Origin of the sequence: Haloquadratum walsbyi J07HQW2 (assembly GCF_000415985.1) — an archaeon.
In the GTDB taxonomy this organism is placed as follows: Archaea; Halobacteriota; Halobacteria; order Halobacteriales; family Haloferacaceae; genus Haloquadratum; species Haloquadratum walsbyi_B.
Genome location: NZ_KE356561.1, coordinates 1,912,878 through 1,931,262 on the forward strand (window position 1 = coordinate 1,912,878; position 18,385 = coordinate 1,931,262).

The following is an 18,385-nucleotide window of genomic DNA, read 5'->3' on the forward strand; positions in this document are numbered from 1 at the left end:
TGCAAAGCCGCTCTTGATAAATACTCAAATAGTTTTCATCCAGACTAGAACGACACTTGCTGTGGTCCGTCTTCGCCGGTCGCATACGCATCGCGATCACTGTAATATCGACGACCAACAGCCTCGTGCCCAAGCCCACAGAGAAGTGCTGATTGTGCGTCACTTGGACAGGTATATGTCTCTGATCCAGCACGAGTCAACACTTCGCCAAGTTTCGCAGTGCCATTTGGAAGTTCAATCGTTTCCTCACCATATGCCTCGACAAGATCTTCGGTCGTTGCTGGGAACTTGTGTCCGTCAATTAACTCATTAGTATGATTCAGTCTCATTATGATCGAGTTATTTCACTGAGAGTTTTTAATGGTTTTCAATGATAAACTATAGATTCTATAGAGACCTTAATTATCATTAATGTAATCAACGACACGTGGCAGAAAGGATATTATACGTCCGCATCTATCGTCTGCATGACAACTGACAGCGTTGAGACGACCACTCCATCTGCGGATCTCCATATACATACAACCGCTTCAGATGGGATTTTAACGGTTGAAGAGCTCCCGAAGGTTGCACACAAAGCAGACGTCGATACCATTGCCGTCACTGACCACGATCGAGTTCATCCTGAACTTACTGCCCCTGTGTCAACCCATGATTCTGTGACGATTATCCGTGGAATTGAACTCCGGGTCAGTACGAGTGATCAGCGATTAGACCTGCTTGGGTATGCTGTGAGACAAACAGATTCGCTCATGGAACTCACAAACTCAATTCAGCAAAATCGAAAAGAACGCGGTGCAGCAATGATTGATGCTGTCGAATCATATCTTGATGTCACCCTCGATATCGATATTCGTGAGGGATTGGGTCGCCCTGACATTGCACGGGCGATACATGAAAGCGACGCAGCATATGATTATTCCGATGCGTTCGGTGAGGTAATTGGATCAGGTGACCCTTGCTATATCCAGCGAGATATTCCATCATTCGAGACAGGAGCTGCAGTGCTTTCCGATGCATGTGCAGTCGTTGGGCTTGCACATCCATTTCGATACCCGGACCCGGATGCAGCACTTGAGTATGCAAAGAAACTAGACGCTGTCGAGCGGTATTATGCATATGGTAATCAGAATGCTGACCACGCTGACCCAGCAGATATTGAAGATATTGCAGCAGACAATGATTTGCTTCTTATTGGTGGGTCGGATGCTCATGACCGAACTATCGGTGTCACCGGACCGCCACCAACCGCATTCGAGCCGTTTGCAACACAGATATCATATAATTGAATGAGACCGATCTATTATCATATTATTTATACTATGATCAGAATATCTCAGTTGAGTGGTATTAATACACTTGCTCATTGATGGCATGGTTCAGTCTTAAAATGATAAGTGAAATTTCATTACTTGACTTCTCGACAGTAGGCTTAAATCGTAAGGGAAGTTAATATACAAATAGTAATGAAGTGCCATTATTGCGACCAAGAGGCGGCATATGCCGCTGAGAAGGATGGAATCAAGCTCGGTCTCTGCGAGCGGCACTTCCGACAACGCGTTGAAGAACTCGCAGATTCCGAGGAACTAGCTGCCCTTCGAGAGCAGATTGATATCGATCGAACCGAGTAATACTATCAAAACCGGGACCAACAGTACTACGCATATACTGAAGTATGCTGATGGTGAACCGTCACAACTGATATCATTTCCTGCGGCGGATATCTGTAATTTCTCATTACATCAGAAGACAGGAGTGACATCTCATATTGAGTAACAGCAAATTTTGAATAAACGGTTAAAATACAGGATCGACTATCGTATGCATGTACTAGTAGTATTGAATCTTGTAAAGAGTCATTTTCGGATTGTTACAGTATGCGACCTGAAATAAGGAATAATCCAGCAAGAGCGCACTCAAAGGTGACAGTTCCAGCCGCAGACAGTGTAATAAATTGTCGATCATTCATTTCAGCAAATCCTGCGGGTACAGTAAGCATTCCACGAGTAAATAGTAATGCATTGCTGACTGGAACAACAAGCGGACCCCAGCGGTCAAACCATCCGTCGAATCGCTCAATTTTGGACTCCCCGATCCGAAACCACGATTTCTGGAGGAGATACTCACGGCCGCCCCGCTGTGCAAGTTTAAATAATGTATATTGACCAATTGTCGCACCCACGACTGCAACCCCAATAATAGGGATAACAGCATCGTCACCGAGCAATAATAATGATCCAGGGACGATGAACTCACTTGGCATGAAGTACATCAACATTGCCCCCTCAAGCACGAATACAGCGAGTAGGGCGATATAAGCCCACTCTGACTCAAGAAGTGCCACCAGTTGCGGAGGCATTGACTCAAGTTGCAGCGGGAGTACTAACATTGATTCACATTATGATTGAGAGCCACAAACTCGTTTCGTTCTAATTAGGACAAACTGTCTTATGTGATAATTATCTGAGTGTACTCAAAGGTATTTTTCTGGCACTGAGAGCGATGCGGCTTTTTTACTTCGGATCGAATATAAATTATGAATATCGAATTGACTGACCGCCCGCGCAGACTGCGCCGAGACGGGATTCGATCACTCGTCAGTGAGACCAACGTAACTGCTCAAGATCTTGTTGCACCCGTATTTGTCGATGCAACGACGTCGAAACGAATTCCAATCGAATCGATGCCAGGGCACGAACGCGTTCCAATTGAGGAGGCAGTGACACGCGTCGAAGAGATCCGTGAAACCGGTGTTGAAGCAGTCATAGTGTTTGGAATCCCAAGTGAGAAAGATGAACGTGGGTCACGTGCATGGGCTGATGATGGCGTTGTTCAACAGGCTGTGCATCGCATAACGGCTGAGACAGATGCATACGTCATTACTGATATCTGTTTATGTGAGTATACGACACACGGTCACTGTGGAGTTGTCGAATCTGATGCAGCGACTGATCCGACACTGACAGTCAAAAATGACCCAACACTCGATTTATTGGCAAAGACAGCCGTTTCACATGCCGAGGCAGGAGCGGAAATGGTAGCGCCAAGTTCAATGACCGATGGCATGATCACCGCGATTCGAACTGAATTGGATGAAACAGGAAATACAGATATTCCAATCATGTCGTATGCTGCAAAGTATGAAAGTGCATTCTATGGTCCATTTCGTGATGCGGCTGATGGGGCACCGTCATTCGGCGACCGGCGGCATTATCAAATGGACCCAGCAAATAGCCAGGAAGCGAAGCGAGAGGTCCAACTTGATGTTGAGGCGGGTGCTGATGTGTTAATGGTCAAACCAGCACTTGCATATCTTGATATTGTTAATACCGTATCCTCAACGTTTGATCGACCAGTCGCAGCATACAACGTATCTGGGGAATATTCGATGATTCACGCTGCTGCTGACCGTGGTTGGGTTGATCTAGAGACAACGGCTCTTGAATCACTCATTGCCATGAAACGGGCGGGGGCTGATTTGATTATTACGTATTTCGCTGAAACACTTGCAGATCAACTCTGAACTCTAATAGATGGTTGCGCGCTAGCGCATGCGAGTGTATATGATAAAAAATTATCAAAACGTATGTCCATATTTTCGTTTATATTCTCTGTATTTCTGGATGGATTATGTCCTTATATACGTTATATTTCTTCCTAAATTGAGCATTCGTAAACTACGACATTAGATTATATTATGTTTTAAACTGTAGGGTTTATAAGGTTCTGTTACCAGACTATCTGTTGTGACATACAGTGCAAATCATTGCTATTACGACGTATTGGTAAACAAATGTGCGTTTCACATGGCAGGTGAGAAATGATCCCACTACAGATTGATGCAGGAGCGATTGCGAGTGGCGTCAACAATGTATGGATTCTCGTCGTCTGTTTCTTGATTTTCTTTATGCAGCCTGGGTTTGCGCTGTTAGAAGCCGGGCAAGTTCGAGCAAAGAACGTCGGTAATGTCTTGATGAAAAATATGACCGATTGGACGCTTGGCGTTCTTGTGTTTTTCATTATCGGTGCTGGAGTAAGTTCGATTGTTGGAATGTTAACGGCTCCTGGTGCAGCACTTGATCTTGGAAGTGCATTCGCATACATCAATGATCCATCATCGTACATTGGATGGTTCTTTGGTGCCGTCTTTGCGATGACGGCTGCAACAATCGTCTCTGGCGCGGTCGCCGGTCGGATGAAATTCACTGCTTATGTTTTCGTTGCTGCAGCGATGACTTCAGTCATCTATCCAGTCGTTACAGGGCTTACCTGGGCTGGTGGCTTGTTGTCAGCAGATGGATTCATCGGACTTGCACTCGGTGTTGGATATCTTGACTTTGCCGGTGCGACTGTTGTCCATATGGTCGGCGGACTTGCTGGTCTCGTAGGGGCAAAGATGGTTGGACCACGTAAGACTCGATTTGACGCAAGCGGTAATTCACAACCGATCCCTGGTCACTCGATGCTCTTAGCCGTACTTGGAACGCTATTCCTAGCATTCGGTTGGTACGGATTTAATGTTGGTACACAGGCAACGGTCCTCGCTGCTGCTGACGGCGCATTAAGTTTCAACGGCGGCGCACTCGGACAAGTCGTATTGAATACCACCCTTGGAATGGGTGGAGGTGCAGTTGCAGCGATGATTGTCTCTGCAAGCTGGCAAGGGAAGCCTGATCCACTCTGGGCAGCTAACGGTCTACTTGCGGGTCTTGTAGCCGTCACCGGCGCAGTACCACATGTTACGTGGTGGGGTGGTCTCCTGCTCGGTCTGATTGCTGGTGCATTGGTGCTTCCAACCTTCCGATGGGTTGTTGACTCACTCGGGATCGATGATGTCTGTGGCGTGTTCGTGGTTCACGGAAGTGCCGGTGCTATCGGCACTATATTGATTCCTGTCTTTGGTGTGACAGCCGCTGGAGGTTATACATTCCTTGGTGTCAACCAGCTAATTATGCAGGTTGTCGGTGTGTTGGTCATCGGAACCTGGACAGTGTTGGCGACAATGGTGGTCTTTGGAATCGCAGATGTGCTCTTTGGACTTCGTGTCTCAGAAGAGAGCGAGGAACAGGGACTCGACAGAAGCGAACATGGTATTTCGGCTTACCCAGAATTCGTCCCAAGTGAACGTCGCGAGGGTGTTGCGACTGATGGATCTGGGGTAGAGACTGACGGTGGCGATGAGATTAGATTCAGATTCAGATTCAGATATGGTGAACAAAAATGAGTAGTGACACTACAGGCGAAATCAAGTTGGTAATGGGGTATGTCCGACCAGATAAACTGACAGATGTAAAGAAGGCACTCGCCGAAACTGGTGCTCCATCACTGACTGTGACAAATGTCTCTGGTCGTGGGTCACAGCCAGCAAAAACAAGTCAATATCGTGGTGAGGAGTACACGGTTGATCTTCATGAAAAGGTCAAAATCGAGTGTGTAGTTTCTGATATCCCTGCTGAAGACGTGGTCGATGCGATTGAATCGGGTGCACATACCGGTGAGCCAGGTGATGGAAAGGTGTTTGTGCTTCCTGTTGAAGCAGCAACACAGATTCGAACCGGCAAAACAGGTCCAGACGCGGTCTAAGTCCTAGACTTGTTCATACGGGTAATATAAAGAACAGAGGGTAATCGTCGTTTACTTTCCTCTTGTGGAACGAATAATAGTACTAAATTGAACGACAATAAGTGAGCATTTTTATCGAGTGTATTAGTATTTTTTAGCACTATGTCGAGTCGTCACATGATTGGTGTCAATCCATATTTGAAGACGCTGGAGCTAAGAGTTGATGACTTGCAGTTACCAGTTATATCTGTGGTTAGGATCTGCCGGAGAGCGATTAATGATACCAATCAGCCGGTATTTTGATTTTAATCCAAATTGTTCAAACACTCAGAATCATTTTAGTTTATCTCAAGACGAATCGCTTCGTAACGTTCAACAATAGCATAAAGTACACCATTGTACGTCTTAAACTTCAGATATTCTTTTTATTCATCTCATGACCACTTCAGCGTGGATGCTGTGTACTATCTCTAAAAAAACAGTCTTAAACAGTGAAGATTTTTGCGCGTACAGCCAAACAGATTTATATGACTGACAAGGAGTCTCGGGCATTATATGACCGGGCATTATCAGTGATGCCCGGTGGCGTTAATTCATCTGTACGGGCAACACAGCCATATCCATTTTTTGTTGAGCGCGGTGACGGAGCAACGGTTATCGACGCCGATGGAACCCGCTATCTTGATTATGTGATGGGGTATGGACCTCTGCTGTACGGTCATGACCTCCCGGATCCAGTTCATGCGGCAATTCAGTCATATACGTCTGAAGGACCAATGTATGGTGCCCCAACACCAATTGAAGTTGAACACGCTGAGTTTGTTGCTCGACATGTACCGTCTGTCGAGATGATACGATTCGTTAATTCAGGAACAGAAGCAACCGTCTCAGCTGTTCGACTTGCTCGTGGGTATACTGGTCGGAATAAGATTGTGGTAATGAAGGGCGGCTACCATGGTGCTCAAGAGTCCACGCTTGTCGAGGGTGACCCAATGGATGTCGAACCAAGTACGCCAGGAATCCCGAGTTCGTTCGCCGAGCATACACTCCCAGTTCCATTTAATGATCCAGAAGCGATCACAAGCGTATTTGAGAAGCATGGTGACGACATTGCTGCCGTGCTTACCGAACCAGTTCTTGCGAATAATGGGATTGTCCGTCCGGTCGATGGATATCTCGAACACCTTCGGTCGCTCACAGACGACTATGACTCACTCTTGATTTTTGATGAGGTAATTACCGGCTTCCGTGTTGGCGGGCTGGGATGTGCACAATCGAAGTTTGGCGTGACGCCAGATGTGACGACCTTTGGAAAGATTATCGGTGGTGGATTCCCCGTCGGCGCGATCGGTGGGCGTGCAGATATTATTGAGCATTTCACTCCATCTGGAGATGTATTCCAGTCAGGAACATTCTCAGGACATCCGGTAACGATGGCAGCTGGATATGAATCGTTGAAATATGCTGCCGAGAATAACGTCTATGATCATGTCAACCGACTTGGGGAGCGGCTCCGACAGGGTATTACCGAGATCGCAACAGATCAGTCACCATCAGCAATCGTTGTTGGGATGGACTCGATGTTCAAAACCATATTTGCGAGAGAAGGTTCGACAACAGATGATGGAGACGTCTGTTCTGCTGGGTGTGAACAGCGAGAGTCATGTATGCGGTATGATGAATGTCCAAAAACGGGAGCGGATGTTGCTAGTGCTGAGACCGAACGGTGGGAGCGGATTTTCTGGCAGGAAATGCGCGAGCATAATATTTTCCTTACAGCGAATCAGTTCGAATCGCAGTTTGTTTCGTACTCACACACCGATGAGGATATTGATCGAACATTAGAGGCATATAAATCAGCGTTATGAGTAGCTGGGTGATATCATCACACCTGTTGCGCGATTAATATTATAGAATACAAGGAGAATACCCGCGTCTTCAGTCGCGGGAGAGTATCGGGTATGATACACCGTGGTATGATAATACAGTTTTGTGGATTAATTCTTAGACTGATGAGCTTAGATTAGATACATAAAAATATCCACAGTGGTGATCTGTCCTGTTTCGATAGCTGCATCATGCAGTCGGGCTTTTATACGAATCCGCCGGAGTTTTGAGCATGTCTGATTCACCGCCTCGTAATGCGAGTAATGATACTGACCCACTCGCTGGATTGCTCCCACACGCAGAGGTTAGTTCACGATGGTGGTATTGGATTGCTGCAGTACCGCTGTACGTCGTAGTCGCTGCAGTTGGTCTTATTATATTTTTTATAACTGTTCTGACTGGAGTCGCAATCGATATCGAATTCGCAGTCGTCGGAAGTTGGATCATTCTGATTCCAGTCGTCGGTCTGAGTGGTGTGATTATGACCGTCATGTTTCCAGTCGCAATATATATTGATTCACGAGCCATTTCCGAGTCACAATATCAGTGGACGCCTGACTCTCGCATCTGGGGGATTGCTGCTCTTGGAACAGTCATTGGCAGTGTATTCACGCTGAGTATCGCTGTTGCCCTATACTATCTATATCGTCGACACAACGTCGTTGGAACGCCATAATTTCGTTTGGCTGTGGATCATGCAACCGATAATCTCTAATCCTTATTCTCCGGTCTCTGTAAGTAGCATTGAGCGCCTGAGTTATCGTAGCGAGTTTTGGAAACGATTTTGAGACTCTACTAGATTTTTTGTGTGAGTGAACAAGCAGACAGACCTAAATTCAGTTATTCTGATGCATCCACCGTTGTCATCTACCGATCCAGCAGTGTGTTGAAGTGGTGTCTTTTTCACCCGTGACCGAAGATTATTGCATAGAAAATGACCACTCGTAGTCGCACTCGCGGGACATTAACACTCGCGACACGGGGGTCTGATCTCGCGCTCAAACAGGCGACGAGCGTTCAAGAGGCGCTCATGGATGAGCGCTATGAGGTTGACCTCATTGAAGTCGAAACGCGCGGTGATCAAATTCAAGATGAACTGATACATCAACTCGGCAAGACAGGTGCGTTCGTTCGTTCACTTGATAAAGAAGTTCTTGATTCCGCAGCTGAGGCTGATGCTGCAGTTCACTCGATGAAGGATATGCCAACGGACAGCCCAGATGAACTCGTTGTTGCTGGTATCCCGCAACGCGCACCACCAGGTGATCTGTTACTCACGGCTGATGGACAGACATTGTCTGAACTGCCGGCTGGGGCTGTTATTGGAACCTCATCACTTCGTCGGCAAGCACAGTTACTTGCCCAACGTGGAGACATTACTGTTGAGCCACTACGGGGGAATGTTGACACACGCGTTGAAAAGCTGCTTGCGCCATCGTTACAGACAGAACATGAACAGCGTATCGAAGCTGAACAGGATGAGATGACCGATAATGAGAGTGCTGACGGGGGAAATGAGGATGAAGACGAAGACCTTCCTGAGTTCGAACGGTCAATTGAGGAGTGGTTCAATGGGCTTTCTGAGATCGAACGGCGGGCGCTTGAGCGCTCAGTTGAAACGGAATATGATGCGATCGTTCTTGCGGAAGCTGGATTACAGCGATCAGGGCTTATGCATCATATCGAATACGACCGACTTGACACAGCAACGTTTGTCCCAGCGCCAGGGCAGGGTGCAATTGCTATCACAACGCAAGGAGAGACAGATGCAACAGCACAGATTCGAGAAGCGGTTGACCATCCACGGACACGTGTCGAGACGACTGTCGAACGGACGGTGCTGGCTGAATTAGGTGGTGGATGCATTGCACCGATTGGTGTTCATGCAACATTACAGGGTGAGTATGTGCATGTATCCGCACGGATTCTATCTGGCGATGGCACTGAAACCGTTAGTGGAAGTCGTAACCTCCCCGTCGATAATCACGCAGATGCAGCTGTCCAGTTCGCTAACAAACTCGCAGGTCGCGGTGCTGATGAACTGATTGCTGCCGCACGGGTTGCGAATGAAACTGACGATGAGGATGAGAGCGATGAATAAACAGGAGAGTAAGTGAGTATGAGCAATAATGCTAATACCGATACTGACACCGGTGTTGTCTATCTTGTTGGGAGCGGTCCGGGGGATCCGTCGTTACTGACAGTAAAAGCAAAGCAGCTACTTGAAACCGCAGATATCATATTGCATGATAAACTCCCCGGACCAGCCATTATCGAATCAATTCCTGAATCAAAGCGTGAAGATGTTGGTAAGCGTGCTGGTGGTGAACGAACGTCACAGGAGTATACAAACGATAGATTAGTCGAACTTGCAGAGGCTGGGAAGACCGTCGTACGGCTGAAAGGCGGTGACCCCTTTGTCTTTGGTCGAGGGGGTGAGGAGATGGAGCATCTTGCTGCTGCAGGTGTTCCATTTGAAACTGTTCCAGGCATCACATCTGCTATTGGCGGTCCGGGAGTGGCTGGGATTCCGGTGACACATCGTGAACATGCATCATCGGTCTCGTTCGTTACCGGTCATGAAGATCCAACAAAAGAGGGGTCTGCTATCGACTGGGAAGCACTTGCGGCGACTGGCGGAACAATTGTTGTATTGATGGGTGTTGGAAAACTCCCGGCATATACTGCCGAATTACAAGACGCTGGAATGGATCCTGAAACACCAATTGCAGTTATTGAACGGGCAACACGTCCGTCGATGCAAGTGGCAGTAGGGACGCTTGACACAGCAGTCGATGTGCGTGATGAAGCTGAGATTGAACCGCCGGCGATCACGATCATCGGTGAGGTTGCCGCGACACGCGAACACGTATCTCACTGGCTAGAACAGACACAGCACAATCGCAGCGAACTCGATACTAATGAGGATATATAATGTCAGATGATAAGATAGACTGGAGACGAACCCCACGGGTCGGCGTGTTTCGGCCGGATGATGAACGCATGGTCGCTGCGGTTGAATTATTAGAGGAATATGGAATCACGGCTGTTCCTGACCCGATGTTATCGGTTGAGCCGACCGGTACAATCCCCGAGTTAGATGCTGTATCAGATTCATCACCATTCGTTGTATTGACAAGTAAGACTGGAATTGAGATTCTCGCAGATGCTGGGTGGAGTCCTACTGGATCAACATTAGCGTGTATTGGACCACAGACCGCAGCCGCAGCCCGCGATGTTGGATGGACAGTTGATCTGGTCCCAGCAGAGTACTCTTCACAGGGGCTCGTTGACGCACTTACGGAGCAAGTGGCAAATCGGTCAGTTATTATCGCACGAAGCGATCATGGAAGTGAGACACTTATTAACGGATTAAACGCAGCCGGGGCAGATGTTACTGAGACGGTTTTGTATCGTCTTGTGCGACCTACTGGAACCGGACAATCAGCGGTAATGACTGCTGGCGGTGAGTTGGATGCAGTTTGTTTTACTTCATCACTGACAGTTGAGCATTTTCTTGAGGCTGCTGAAAACAGGGAACTTCGTAAAGAGGCGATTGCGGGTCTCAATCACGCTATTGTCGGGACAATCGGCGAGCCTACTCGAGAGGCAGCTGAAGCACATGGGATCAACGTTGACGTAACTCCAGCAGATGCAACGTTTGAGTATCTCGTTGAGGCTGTGGTTGATGAACTTCAAAATACGCAGTTATCATCAAATATCGATGAGGCGAGTGAAATAACAAATACACAACAGGGGTCTGTCGAGAGTCATGATGAGTAAGTTTGGATTCCAGTATCTCAGATCTATTTTGAGTATATGCGGTGTGGGCACTGAGACGGATATCATTGATCCCGGCGTATGAATAGTCTGTATCGGTCTGTGAATCTCATAACCGGCATTGTAAGCGTCACTGTTGGCGGAACGATGCTCGCGGCTTCAATTGATTTTGCAGGTATCTCAGCTGGTGGAGGGGTTATAGCAGCCATTATGAGGGTTCTTGAGTGGGGCAGTGGAGATATCGTAACTGCAATCGAGATTACTGTTGGTGGAATGTTAGCAATCGCGGGAGTGTCATTATTGATTGGACGAGGGCGGGCAATAGTCGTCTCTGCAGGGACAGGTATCTGTATTGTCTCATTAATTGGAATCGTATTTTATCCAATGGCGTCAGTGACACTTCCACCACCACGTGCACTGATATCACTCGGTGTGATTGGACTCGCTACTATGCTTACTGGGACGTCACTCAACGATTTCTGGGTTCAGGGTAATAGCTGAGAGGGTCCCATTCGATTTGAGATGATATACAGCAAGTGGCTATGAGAGGTAGTTCCGACGTCATAATCTATTTTATTTTTATCTAAACGAATACAAGATACGTCGGAGCAGGTCAAAATCATTTCAGAGAGTATATTCGATGATTTGTGACGGCTATGAGAGATAGTGGCGGTAATTGCATACGCCAACATAAATAGATGCTCGGTGGATAATTATTAATGTATGTCAGATAACGAATCAGAACCTGGATTTGAAACACGGACATTACACGCTGGACAGGAGCCTGACCCAACGACAGGTGCTCGAGCACCACCATTGTATCAGACTACCTCATACGTTTTCGATGACGCCGATGATGCTGCAAAGCAGTTTGCACTAGAAAAAGAGGGATACATTTACTCGCGATTGATGAATCCAACAGTCGCAACACTACAGGAGCGACTGGCGTCATTAGAAAGTGGGATTGGTGCGGCCGCGACCGCATCAGGAATGGCTGCACTTGATCTTGCGACATTTCTTCTTGCATCGGCTGGGGATAATATTGTAACCGCATCATCGCTGTACGGTGGGACATATACATACTTTACACACACCGTTGAGCGACGTGGTGTTTCAGCCCGATTTGTCGACACGCTTGCGTATGATGAGTATGCTGAGGCAATTGATGATGATACAGCATATGTGCACATCGAGACCATCGGGAATCCAGCGCTTGTGACGCCAGATATTGAGCGAATTGCTGATATTGCTCATGAACACGATACACCATTATTCGTAGATAATACATTTGCGACACCGGCACTTTGTCGCCCAATCGAGCATGGTGCTGATCTCGTATGGGATTCAACAACGAAATGGATACATGGGGCAGGGACAACGGTCGGCGGTGTCCTCATCGACGGTGGGTCGTTCCCGTGGGGCGAGTATCCAGAGAAATACCCCGAGATCGGAGCATCAAATCCTGCATATCACGGGGTTAATTTTGCGGAACGATTCGGTGATGCTGCATTAACATACGCCGCCATTGCCCGAGGACTTCGAGATCTTGGGAGTGCACAGTCACCATTTGACGCATGGAATACACTTGAGAAATTAGAGTCACTACCAATGCGGATGGAACAGCACTGTACAAATGCAATGGCTGTTGCAGAATTCCTTGACTCACATGAGGCAATCGCATGGGTCAATTATCCAGGTCTCACAGACCACGAGACACATTCAGAAGCAACATCATATCTTGAGGGTGGGTATGGCGGAATGATTACATTTGGACTTGACGCTGGATATGAGGCTGCAAGGGATACTGTGAATAACGTTGAACTCGCGTCACTACTGGCGAATGTTGGCGATGCAAAGACACTCGTGATCCATCCTGCATCAACGACACATCAGCAATTAACTGAATCTGAACAGGAAGCTGCTGGAGTAACATCTGATATGGTTCGGCTCTCTGTTGGAATTGAAAATGTCGATGATATTATTGCTGATCTATCACAGGCAATCGACACCGCAACAGCATAGATATCAATAACTGATTACATCAGGGTCTGTATCTAGGTATGCACGAGAGTAAAAAACAGATTTCTGTTTGCTGGCGTGGTTTCAATGGATAATATCAAACCGAATATGAAGTGAGGCAACACTTGTAGGGCGAAATAGAAGCCATGATCATAATTTGATTTATATACTGTATCGGTAGCTTCAGGAGAGAGAGTATGTTATATTAATTTGAACAATGACTAGAGTAATACTGAATCCAAATCGCTGTATCAAACATGAGTATGCCACGATGCGTAGATGCGGAATTTTCTCATTCAAGATATTAAATCGCTGATTGTGGTCGAAGTATTGCTCTTTATTGGCATCGGCGTTGCAGTCTTTGTCGGATTCAATATTGGTGGGTCCTCAACAGGCGTTGCATTTGGACCGGCAGTAGGGAGTGGACTTGTTTCAAAGCTTTTTGCAGCCGGGTTGATGACGACATTTGCACTTCTTGGTGCATGGACCGCCGGCCGAGAAGTAATAGAGACAATGGGTGGACAGATTGTTCCACGAGGTCAATTTACGCTTGCAGCGAGCGTTGCTGTATTATTCTTCGTTGGGATGGCGTTACTTATTTCGAACACATTTGGAGTTCCCGCATCAACGTCAATGACTGCTGTCGGTGCCATCGCCGGGCTTGGTGTTGCCTCAGGAACGCTCAACGAAGCCGTGATGCTTGAGATCGTCTCATGGTGGATTGTCGCACCAGTACTTGCATTTTGGATTTGTGCAGTCGTTGGACGATATCTCTACCCATATCTTGATGCTCGACTCAAACTGAACCGCTCACCGGGACCGCTCATCACACTCAATCGCAGTGGAACTGTCCCACAAGTTCGTCGAGGACCAAACACCTCAAATCGAGAACTCGGCAGTGTTTGTTTAGTCATTATTATCGCCTGTTATATGGCATACTCCGCGGGTGCCTCAAACGCAGCAAACGCTGTTGCACCACTCGTCGGGAATGGATCAGTATCAATGAATATCGGGATTGTCCTAGCCACTGGAGCGATTGGGCTCGGAGCATTTACTATCGCACGTCGAACACTTGATACGGTTGGGAATGACCTGACTGAACTGCCGATTTTGGCTGCGCTTGTCGTCGAAACAGTCTCTGCATCGGTCATTGCAGTGCTTTCAATGTTAGGCATTCCAGCGAGTCTTGCGGTCTCAGCTACAATGTGTATTGTCGGTCTTGGATGGGGTCGAGCAACACGGACAGTCACGATTGGTGATGCAATCGGTGGAGAAAAACCAGAGATGTCAGTAGATGCATTAACCGCTGAGACCGACAAAACGGTCCCAAATGTCGGTGAGGAGTCGCCACAAGAACTTACCGATCAAACGCTGTTTGACCCTGGGACAACAGGGCGTGTCATCTTCTTTTGGCTCCTGACACCATCAGTGTCAGCAGTCGCATCGTATGTATTGTTTACTTTGACCCCATTGTGAAACTCTTTGAGTTAATTTCAAGTATAGATTTAATTAGGACTCTGAAACTTCTCGCCCGGTTTATCATATCTCCCGATGCGAGTTGGTAATCAATATAGGAAGTGAATCAGGTGTTCGTTTGAGTGTTAGTTGCTCTCATCATAACCCTCGTGATATGTTTCATATTGTTTCTAATTTTGGCTGTATTCAGGGCAGATATTCATTGTATAAACACGAAATCAGTATTACTCATCAGAGGTCCGTATCTGATCCAAGCTATGACCACAGGGTCATATCAAGATCAATGAATCAACGGTTGGAACAGAAATGAACATATGTCTCAATATAATATTCCGATAACGAGTAATATCGCCGTTGTATGGTGATTAGAAGGGGAAAATCAAAATAATGCACATAGTCGTGCATATACCGAGCACGAGCGTATGATTTTCGCCCGTAGATGGTGGTATGATGACGAAATTAGCAAACAACAAAGTCTAATGGTGTGGCGCACATATTAAATGTTGATGGCAACCGTAGAATATCTCAATTATGAGTCCCTTGATGACAAGGGCTGGGAGATGAACGATGAGGACCTTTTCGATAAGGCTGCAGACTCCGATCTCGGTAGCGAAGATTACGGATCACTCGAGGTGAACGAAGGCGAGTATATTCTTGAAGCCGCAGAAGCACAAGGCTATGACTGGCCCTTCTCCTGCCGCGCGGGTGCATGCGCAAACTGCGCTGCAATCGTAACGGAAGGAGAAATCGACATGGACATGCAGCAGATTCTTTCCGATGAGGAAGTCTCTGAGAAGAATGTTCGGCTAACGTGTATCGGATCACCAGCAGCCGACAGTGTTCAGATTGTCTACAACGCAAAACACCTCGATTATCTCCAAAACCGCGTCATCTAGACGACGACAATACATACCTGCGCTCTACAAATCGTTGCTATTGAGCGCTAACTACCACTAATTCTTTTATATTTACTCGCTGTGTAGTCTGTGCTATACTGTCTAATCTAGTGTATAGTGATTATTTGGGATAACACCCAATAAACAATACATCGCGTGAGTCGTCTCATTTCAGACAGGAATTCTAAACATATTCATGTCATTTCACGCATATGTCATATGAAAAAGCAGATATCCAGCGGCACTACTGTGATAGCTGAGCGCATACGACAGTATGTATCACTCAGATTATCGTAGTTGATTAAGCGCTTCAGCTGCCTCATTGCTTGCTTGTAAATGATCACGTGCACGACGTGGGTCATCGCTCGCAGCAGCAAGTTGGGCATGACGGGTCAGTGCCTCAAGCAACGACTCAACTGCTGTTTGTCGAGTTGGATTGTTCTCCGCAGGGTACTGTTCGGATACGTTTGTATGTGCGGCAGTATCAGTGTCGGTGACTGCACCACTGTTGTCACGACGCGGACGGGACGCATTGTTTCGCGGGGACGTATTATCACTGTCTGATGTTGGCTGGGATTGTGGCTTGTGTTGTGATTGTGATTGTGATTGTGATGTCGGGTCCGGCGTATTCGTCTGCACAGCCGTGTCAACCGGTTCAACGGTTGGTGGTGTTCCTGAATTTGAGTTATTAGCATCCGGCGTAGCGGTTGCATTGGTCTGTGCATTTGCTTCGGCGGGTGATTGATTATTCGTTTGGGCATTCGGTGATGCGCCAGTATTGACAGGTTGATTATTGTTATCCGAAGCAGCGGCGGTTTTAGCGTCTGATTGTTTCATCGAGCCATTATCAGCCGCCTCGTTTTCAGCATTCCGTGATTGACACGTCGGACAGAACTCTTGACCGTCGTAGCGAAAGATGGGCGACCCACATGTCCCACAGTGGGCGTTCGTCATCGTCGCCCCTTTCAATAGGAGTTCGCTCATCTGCTGCGTCTCCGCCCGCCGTTCGGAATCTTGCTCATACTTCTCTCGGAGTCGCTCTCGCTCTGCCTCTTCGTCAAAATCGCTCACACTGATGGGTTAGGTATGCCACATCGAAAAATCCACCGGGGTCATATTAACACACTAATTCGACAGTCGACGAAAGCAAATATCGACAGTAGAGACCGCATATCACCGAATTCGAAGTATTTAATCAGTTTCCACATGTTCACATATGTGATATGGCGAAAGTCAGTGTCGTTGGTGCTGCTGGGACAGTTGGTGCTGCCGCAGGATACAGCCTCGCGCTTCGTGACGTAGTTGATGAACTCGTTTTCGTTGACATTCCTGATAAAAAAGATGAAGTGATTGGTCAGGCTGCAGATACGAATCATGGGGTTGCATATGATTCGAATACAACAGTCATTCAGGGCGATTATGCGGACACTGCCGGGTCTGATGTGGTTGTTATTACCGCAGGGATTCCCCGAAGTCCGGGTCAAACACGGATTGATCTTGCCGAGGACAACGCACCAATCATGGCAGACATTGGATCGTCACTCGCAGCACATAATGAGGAATTCATTTCAATAACAACGTCAAATCCTGTTGATCTTCTCATCGTCATCTGTATGAAACCGGGGATAGAGAGAGACATACTGTCATTGGTTTTGGTGGACGTCTTGATTCTGCTCGGTTTCGATATGTGTTGAGTGAGCGGTTTGATACGCCAGTTCAGAATGTTGAAGCGACGATTCTTGGTGAACACGGTGATGCACAGGTTCCAGCCTTCTCAAAAGTCCATATCGACGGAGCGGGTCCAACGTTTGATTCTGATGAACGTGAGACAATTTTGGCGGACTTACAGGCATCAGCAATGGATGTAATTGAGCGAAAAGGTGCAACACAGTGGGGTCCGGCAACAGGTGTTGCTCATATGGTTGAGGCTGTGCTCAATGATACCGGAGAAGTGCTTCCTGGGTCGATTGTTCTTGATAATGAGTACGGCTACACTGACACAGCATTTGGCGTGCCCGTCAAACTCGGTGCAAATGGTGTTGAGGAAGTTGTTGAGTGGGACCTTGATCAGTATGAGCGTGAGTTGATGGATGATGCAGCAGAAAAACTCTCAGATCAATACGCAAAGATAGAGTGAAGTGATCATATCCTCGATATTAGTCTATTTCAATCATCGGTGGTGATTTAGAGAGATATTGTATGTTGGGGGATATACGCCGCACTGACGGTGAATATTCAATGGTATAATATACCGCTTGATCGGTTATTGAGTCAGATAGATATCTTCGATCACACACTTAGTATCATCGTGGACCTTTTGTCGTCGTCTCACGAGTGAAGCTGTATGCACTATCGTGAGGTGGACACGGCTCGGGAATTCTTACTCAGACTTGAAACGGGTGCTGACTGGCGAGCAGAGATTGAAGAGTTCGCCAAACTCGAAGATATCGATGCCGCGTGGTTCAATGCAATGGGTGCAGTTCAAGACGCCGAGGTGTGGTTTTATGACCAAACTGAGGCTGAGTATAATAGTGTGAGTTTTGATGAACCACTTGAAATTGCCGCCTGTATCGGGAACATTGCAATGCTTGATGATGAGCGATTCGCACACACTCACGCTGTGCTTTCACGACCTAGCGGGCAAGCACTTGCTGGACACCTCAACGCTGGGACTGTTTTCGCTGGTGAGGTGTATCTCAGAGCGCTTGACACTGACCTTATTCGTGAGTATGATGAGACAACCGGTCTTGATGTCTGGTTATAAT

General features: G+C 47.2%; 18 protein-coding genes and 1 pseudogene. 16 read left to right on the forward strand and 3 right to left on the reverse strand.

All coding sequences use genetic code 11. The features are described from left to right. Window positions 1-44 precede the first annotated feature (44 nt). Window positions 45-329 carry a DUF5789 family protein gene (locus J07HQW2_RS08920; protein ID WP_021055131.1) on the reverse strand — a complete coding sequence of 95 codons (285 nt, stop codon included), beginning with the start codon at window positions 327-329 and terminating at the stop codon, window positions 45-47. A gap of 138 nt (window positions 330-467) precedes the next feature. On the opposite strand from J07HQW2_RS08920, the gene J07HQW2_RS08925 reads away from it, so the two are divergent. Then, window positions 468-1,289 (forward strand): PHP domain-containing protein, encoded by an 822-nt coding sequence (locus J07HQW2_RS08925; protein ID WP_021055132.1) that lies wholly within the window; start codon window positions 468-470, stop codon window positions 1,287-1,289. 177 nt (window positions 1,290-1,466) lie between these two features. Continuing rightward, window positions 1,467-1,631 (forward strand): DUF6757 family protein, encoded by a 165-nt coding sequence (locus J07HQW2_RS18225; RefSeq protein WP_021055133.1) that lies wholly within the window; start codon window positions 1,467-1,469, stop codon window positions 1,629-1,631. A 239-nt stretch (window positions 1,632-1,870) separates the two neighbouring features. Here J07HQW2_RS18225 and J07HQW2_RS08930 read toward each other — a convergent pair whose 3' ends face one another. Beyond that, window positions 1,871-2,389, reverse strand: a complete 519-nt coding sequence (locus J07HQW2_RS08930) for a DedA family protein (RefSeq protein WP_021055134.1) — start codon at window positions 2,387-2,389, stop codon at window positions 1,871-1,873. A gap of 153 nt (window positions 2,390-2,542) precedes the next feature. On the opposite strand from J07HQW2_RS08930, the gene hemB reads away from it, so the two are divergent. The 12 genes from hemB (at window position 2,543) to fer (ending at window position 15,620) form a co-directional block, all read left to right on the forward strand. After that, window positions 2,543-3,523: a porphobilinogen synthase gene (gene hemB, locus J07HQW2_RS08935; RefSeq protein ID WP_048075584.1), complete on the forward strand. Its 981-nt coding sequence runs from the start codon at window positions 2,543-2,545 to the stop codon at window positions 3,521-3,523. A 297-nt stretch (window positions 3,524-3,820) separates the two neighbouring features. Further along, window positions 3,821-5,224 (forward strand): ammonium transporter, encoded by a 1,404-nt coding sequence (locus J07HQW2_RS08940; RefSeq protein WP_021055136.1) that lies wholly within the window; start codon window positions 3,821-3,823, stop codon window positions 5,222-5,224. Beyond that, window positions 5,221-5,583, forward strand: a complete 363-nt coding sequence (locus J07HQW2_RS08945; RefSeq protein ID WP_021055137.1) for a nitrogen regulatory protein GlnK1 — start codon at window positions 5,221-5,223, stop codon at window positions 5,581-5,583. Before J07HQW2_RS08940 ends, J07HQW2_RS08945 begins: the two co-directional genes overlap by 4 nt. A gap of 506 nt (window positions 5,584-6,089) precedes the next feature. Further along, complete coding sequence (locus J07HQW2_RS08950; protein WP_021055138.1) at window positions 6,090-7,430, forward strand: glutamate-1-semialdehyde 2,1-aminomutase; 1,341 nt, start codon at window positions 6,090-6,092, stop codon at window positions 7,428-7,430. A gap of 251 nt (window positions 7,431-7,681) precedes the next feature. Beyond that, window positions 7,682-8,125 (forward strand): hypothetical protein, encoded by a 444-nt coding sequence (locus J07HQW2_RS08955; RefSeq protein ID WP_021055139.1) that lies wholly within the window; start codon window positions 7,682-7,684, stop codon window positions 8,123-8,125. A 258-nt stretch (window positions 8,126-8,383) separates the two neighbouring features. Beyond that, window positions 8,384-9,550: a hydroxymethylbilane synthase gene (gene hemC / locus J07HQW2_RS08960; RefSeq protein WP_021055140.1), complete on the forward strand. Its 1,167-nt coding sequence runs from the start codon at window positions 8,384-8,386 to the stop codon at window positions 9,548-9,550. Between the two features lie 18 nt (window positions 9,551-9,568). Then, on the forward strand, window positions 9,569-10,384 hold the full coding sequence (gene cobA, locus J07HQW2_RS08965; protein ID WP_021055141.1) for a uroporphyrinogen-III C-methyltransferase: 816 nt from the start codon (window positions 9,569-9,571) through the stop codon (window positions 10,382-10,384). Continuing rightward, on the forward strand, window positions 10,384-11,232 hold the full coding sequence (locus tag J07HQW2_RS08970; RefSeq protein ID WP_021055142.1) for a uroporphyrinogen-III synthase: 849 nt from the start codon (window positions 10,384-10,386) through the stop codon (window positions 11,230-11,232). Before cobA ends, J07HQW2_RS08970 begins: the two co-directional genes overlap by 1 nt. Before the next feature lie 78 nt (window positions 11,233-11,310). Beyond that, window positions 11,311-11,730: a hypothetical protein gene (locus J07HQW2_RS08975; RefSeq protein WP_021055143.1), complete on the forward strand. Its 420-nt coding sequence runs from the start codon at window positions 11,311-11,313 to the stop codon at window positions 11,728-11,730. Window positions 11,731-11,952: 222 nt separating this feature from the next. After that, window positions 11,953-13,251: an O-acetylhomoserine aminocarboxypropyltransferase/cysteine synthase family protein gene (locus J07HQW2_RS08980; protein WP_021055144.1), complete on the forward strand. Its 1,299-nt coding sequence runs from the start codon at window positions 11,953-11,955 to the stop codon at window positions 13,249-13,251. Window positions 13,252-13,566: 315 nt separating this feature from the next. Beyond that, window positions 13,567-14,724, forward strand: coding sequence for an inorganic phosphate transporter (locus tag J07HQW2_RS08985; RefSeq protein WP_048075586.1), 1,158 nt, complete (start codon window positions 13,567-13,569; stop codon window positions 14,722-14,724). Between the two features lie 506 nt (window positions 14,725-15,230). Continuing rightward, entirely contained in the window at window positions 15,231-15,620 is a 390-nt protein-coding gene (gene fer / locus J07HQW2_RS08990) for a ferredoxin Fer (RefSeq protein ID WP_048075215.1), read from the forward strand. A gap of 288 nt (window positions 15,621-15,908) precedes the next feature. On the opposite strand, the gene J07HQW2_RS08995 is transcribed toward fer, so the two are convergent. Continuing rightward, on the reverse strand, window positions 15,909-16,691 hold the full coding sequence (locus J07HQW2_RS08995; RefSeq protein ID WP_021055147.1) for an Sjogren's syndrome/scleroderma autoantigen 1 family protein: 783 nt from the start codon (window positions 16,689-16,691) through the stop codon (window positions 15,909-15,911). Window positions 16,692-16,843: 152 nt separating this feature from the next. Here J07HQW2_RS08995 and mdh point away from each other — a divergent pair. Together mdh and J07HQW2_RS09005 are read left to right on the forward strand one after the other, a co-directional pair. Then, window positions 16,844-17,757 (forward strand): annotated as a pseudogene (gene mdh, locus J07HQW2_RS09000) (malate dehydrogenase). 207 nt (window positions 17,758-17,964) lie between these two features. Then, complete coding sequence (locus J07HQW2_RS09005) at window positions 17,965-18,384, forward strand: PPC domain-containing DNA-binding protein (RefSeq protein ID WP_021055150.1); 420 nt, start codon at window positions 17,965-17,967, stop codon at window positions 18,382-18,384. The last annotated feature ends 1 nt before the right edge of the window (window position 18,385 follow it).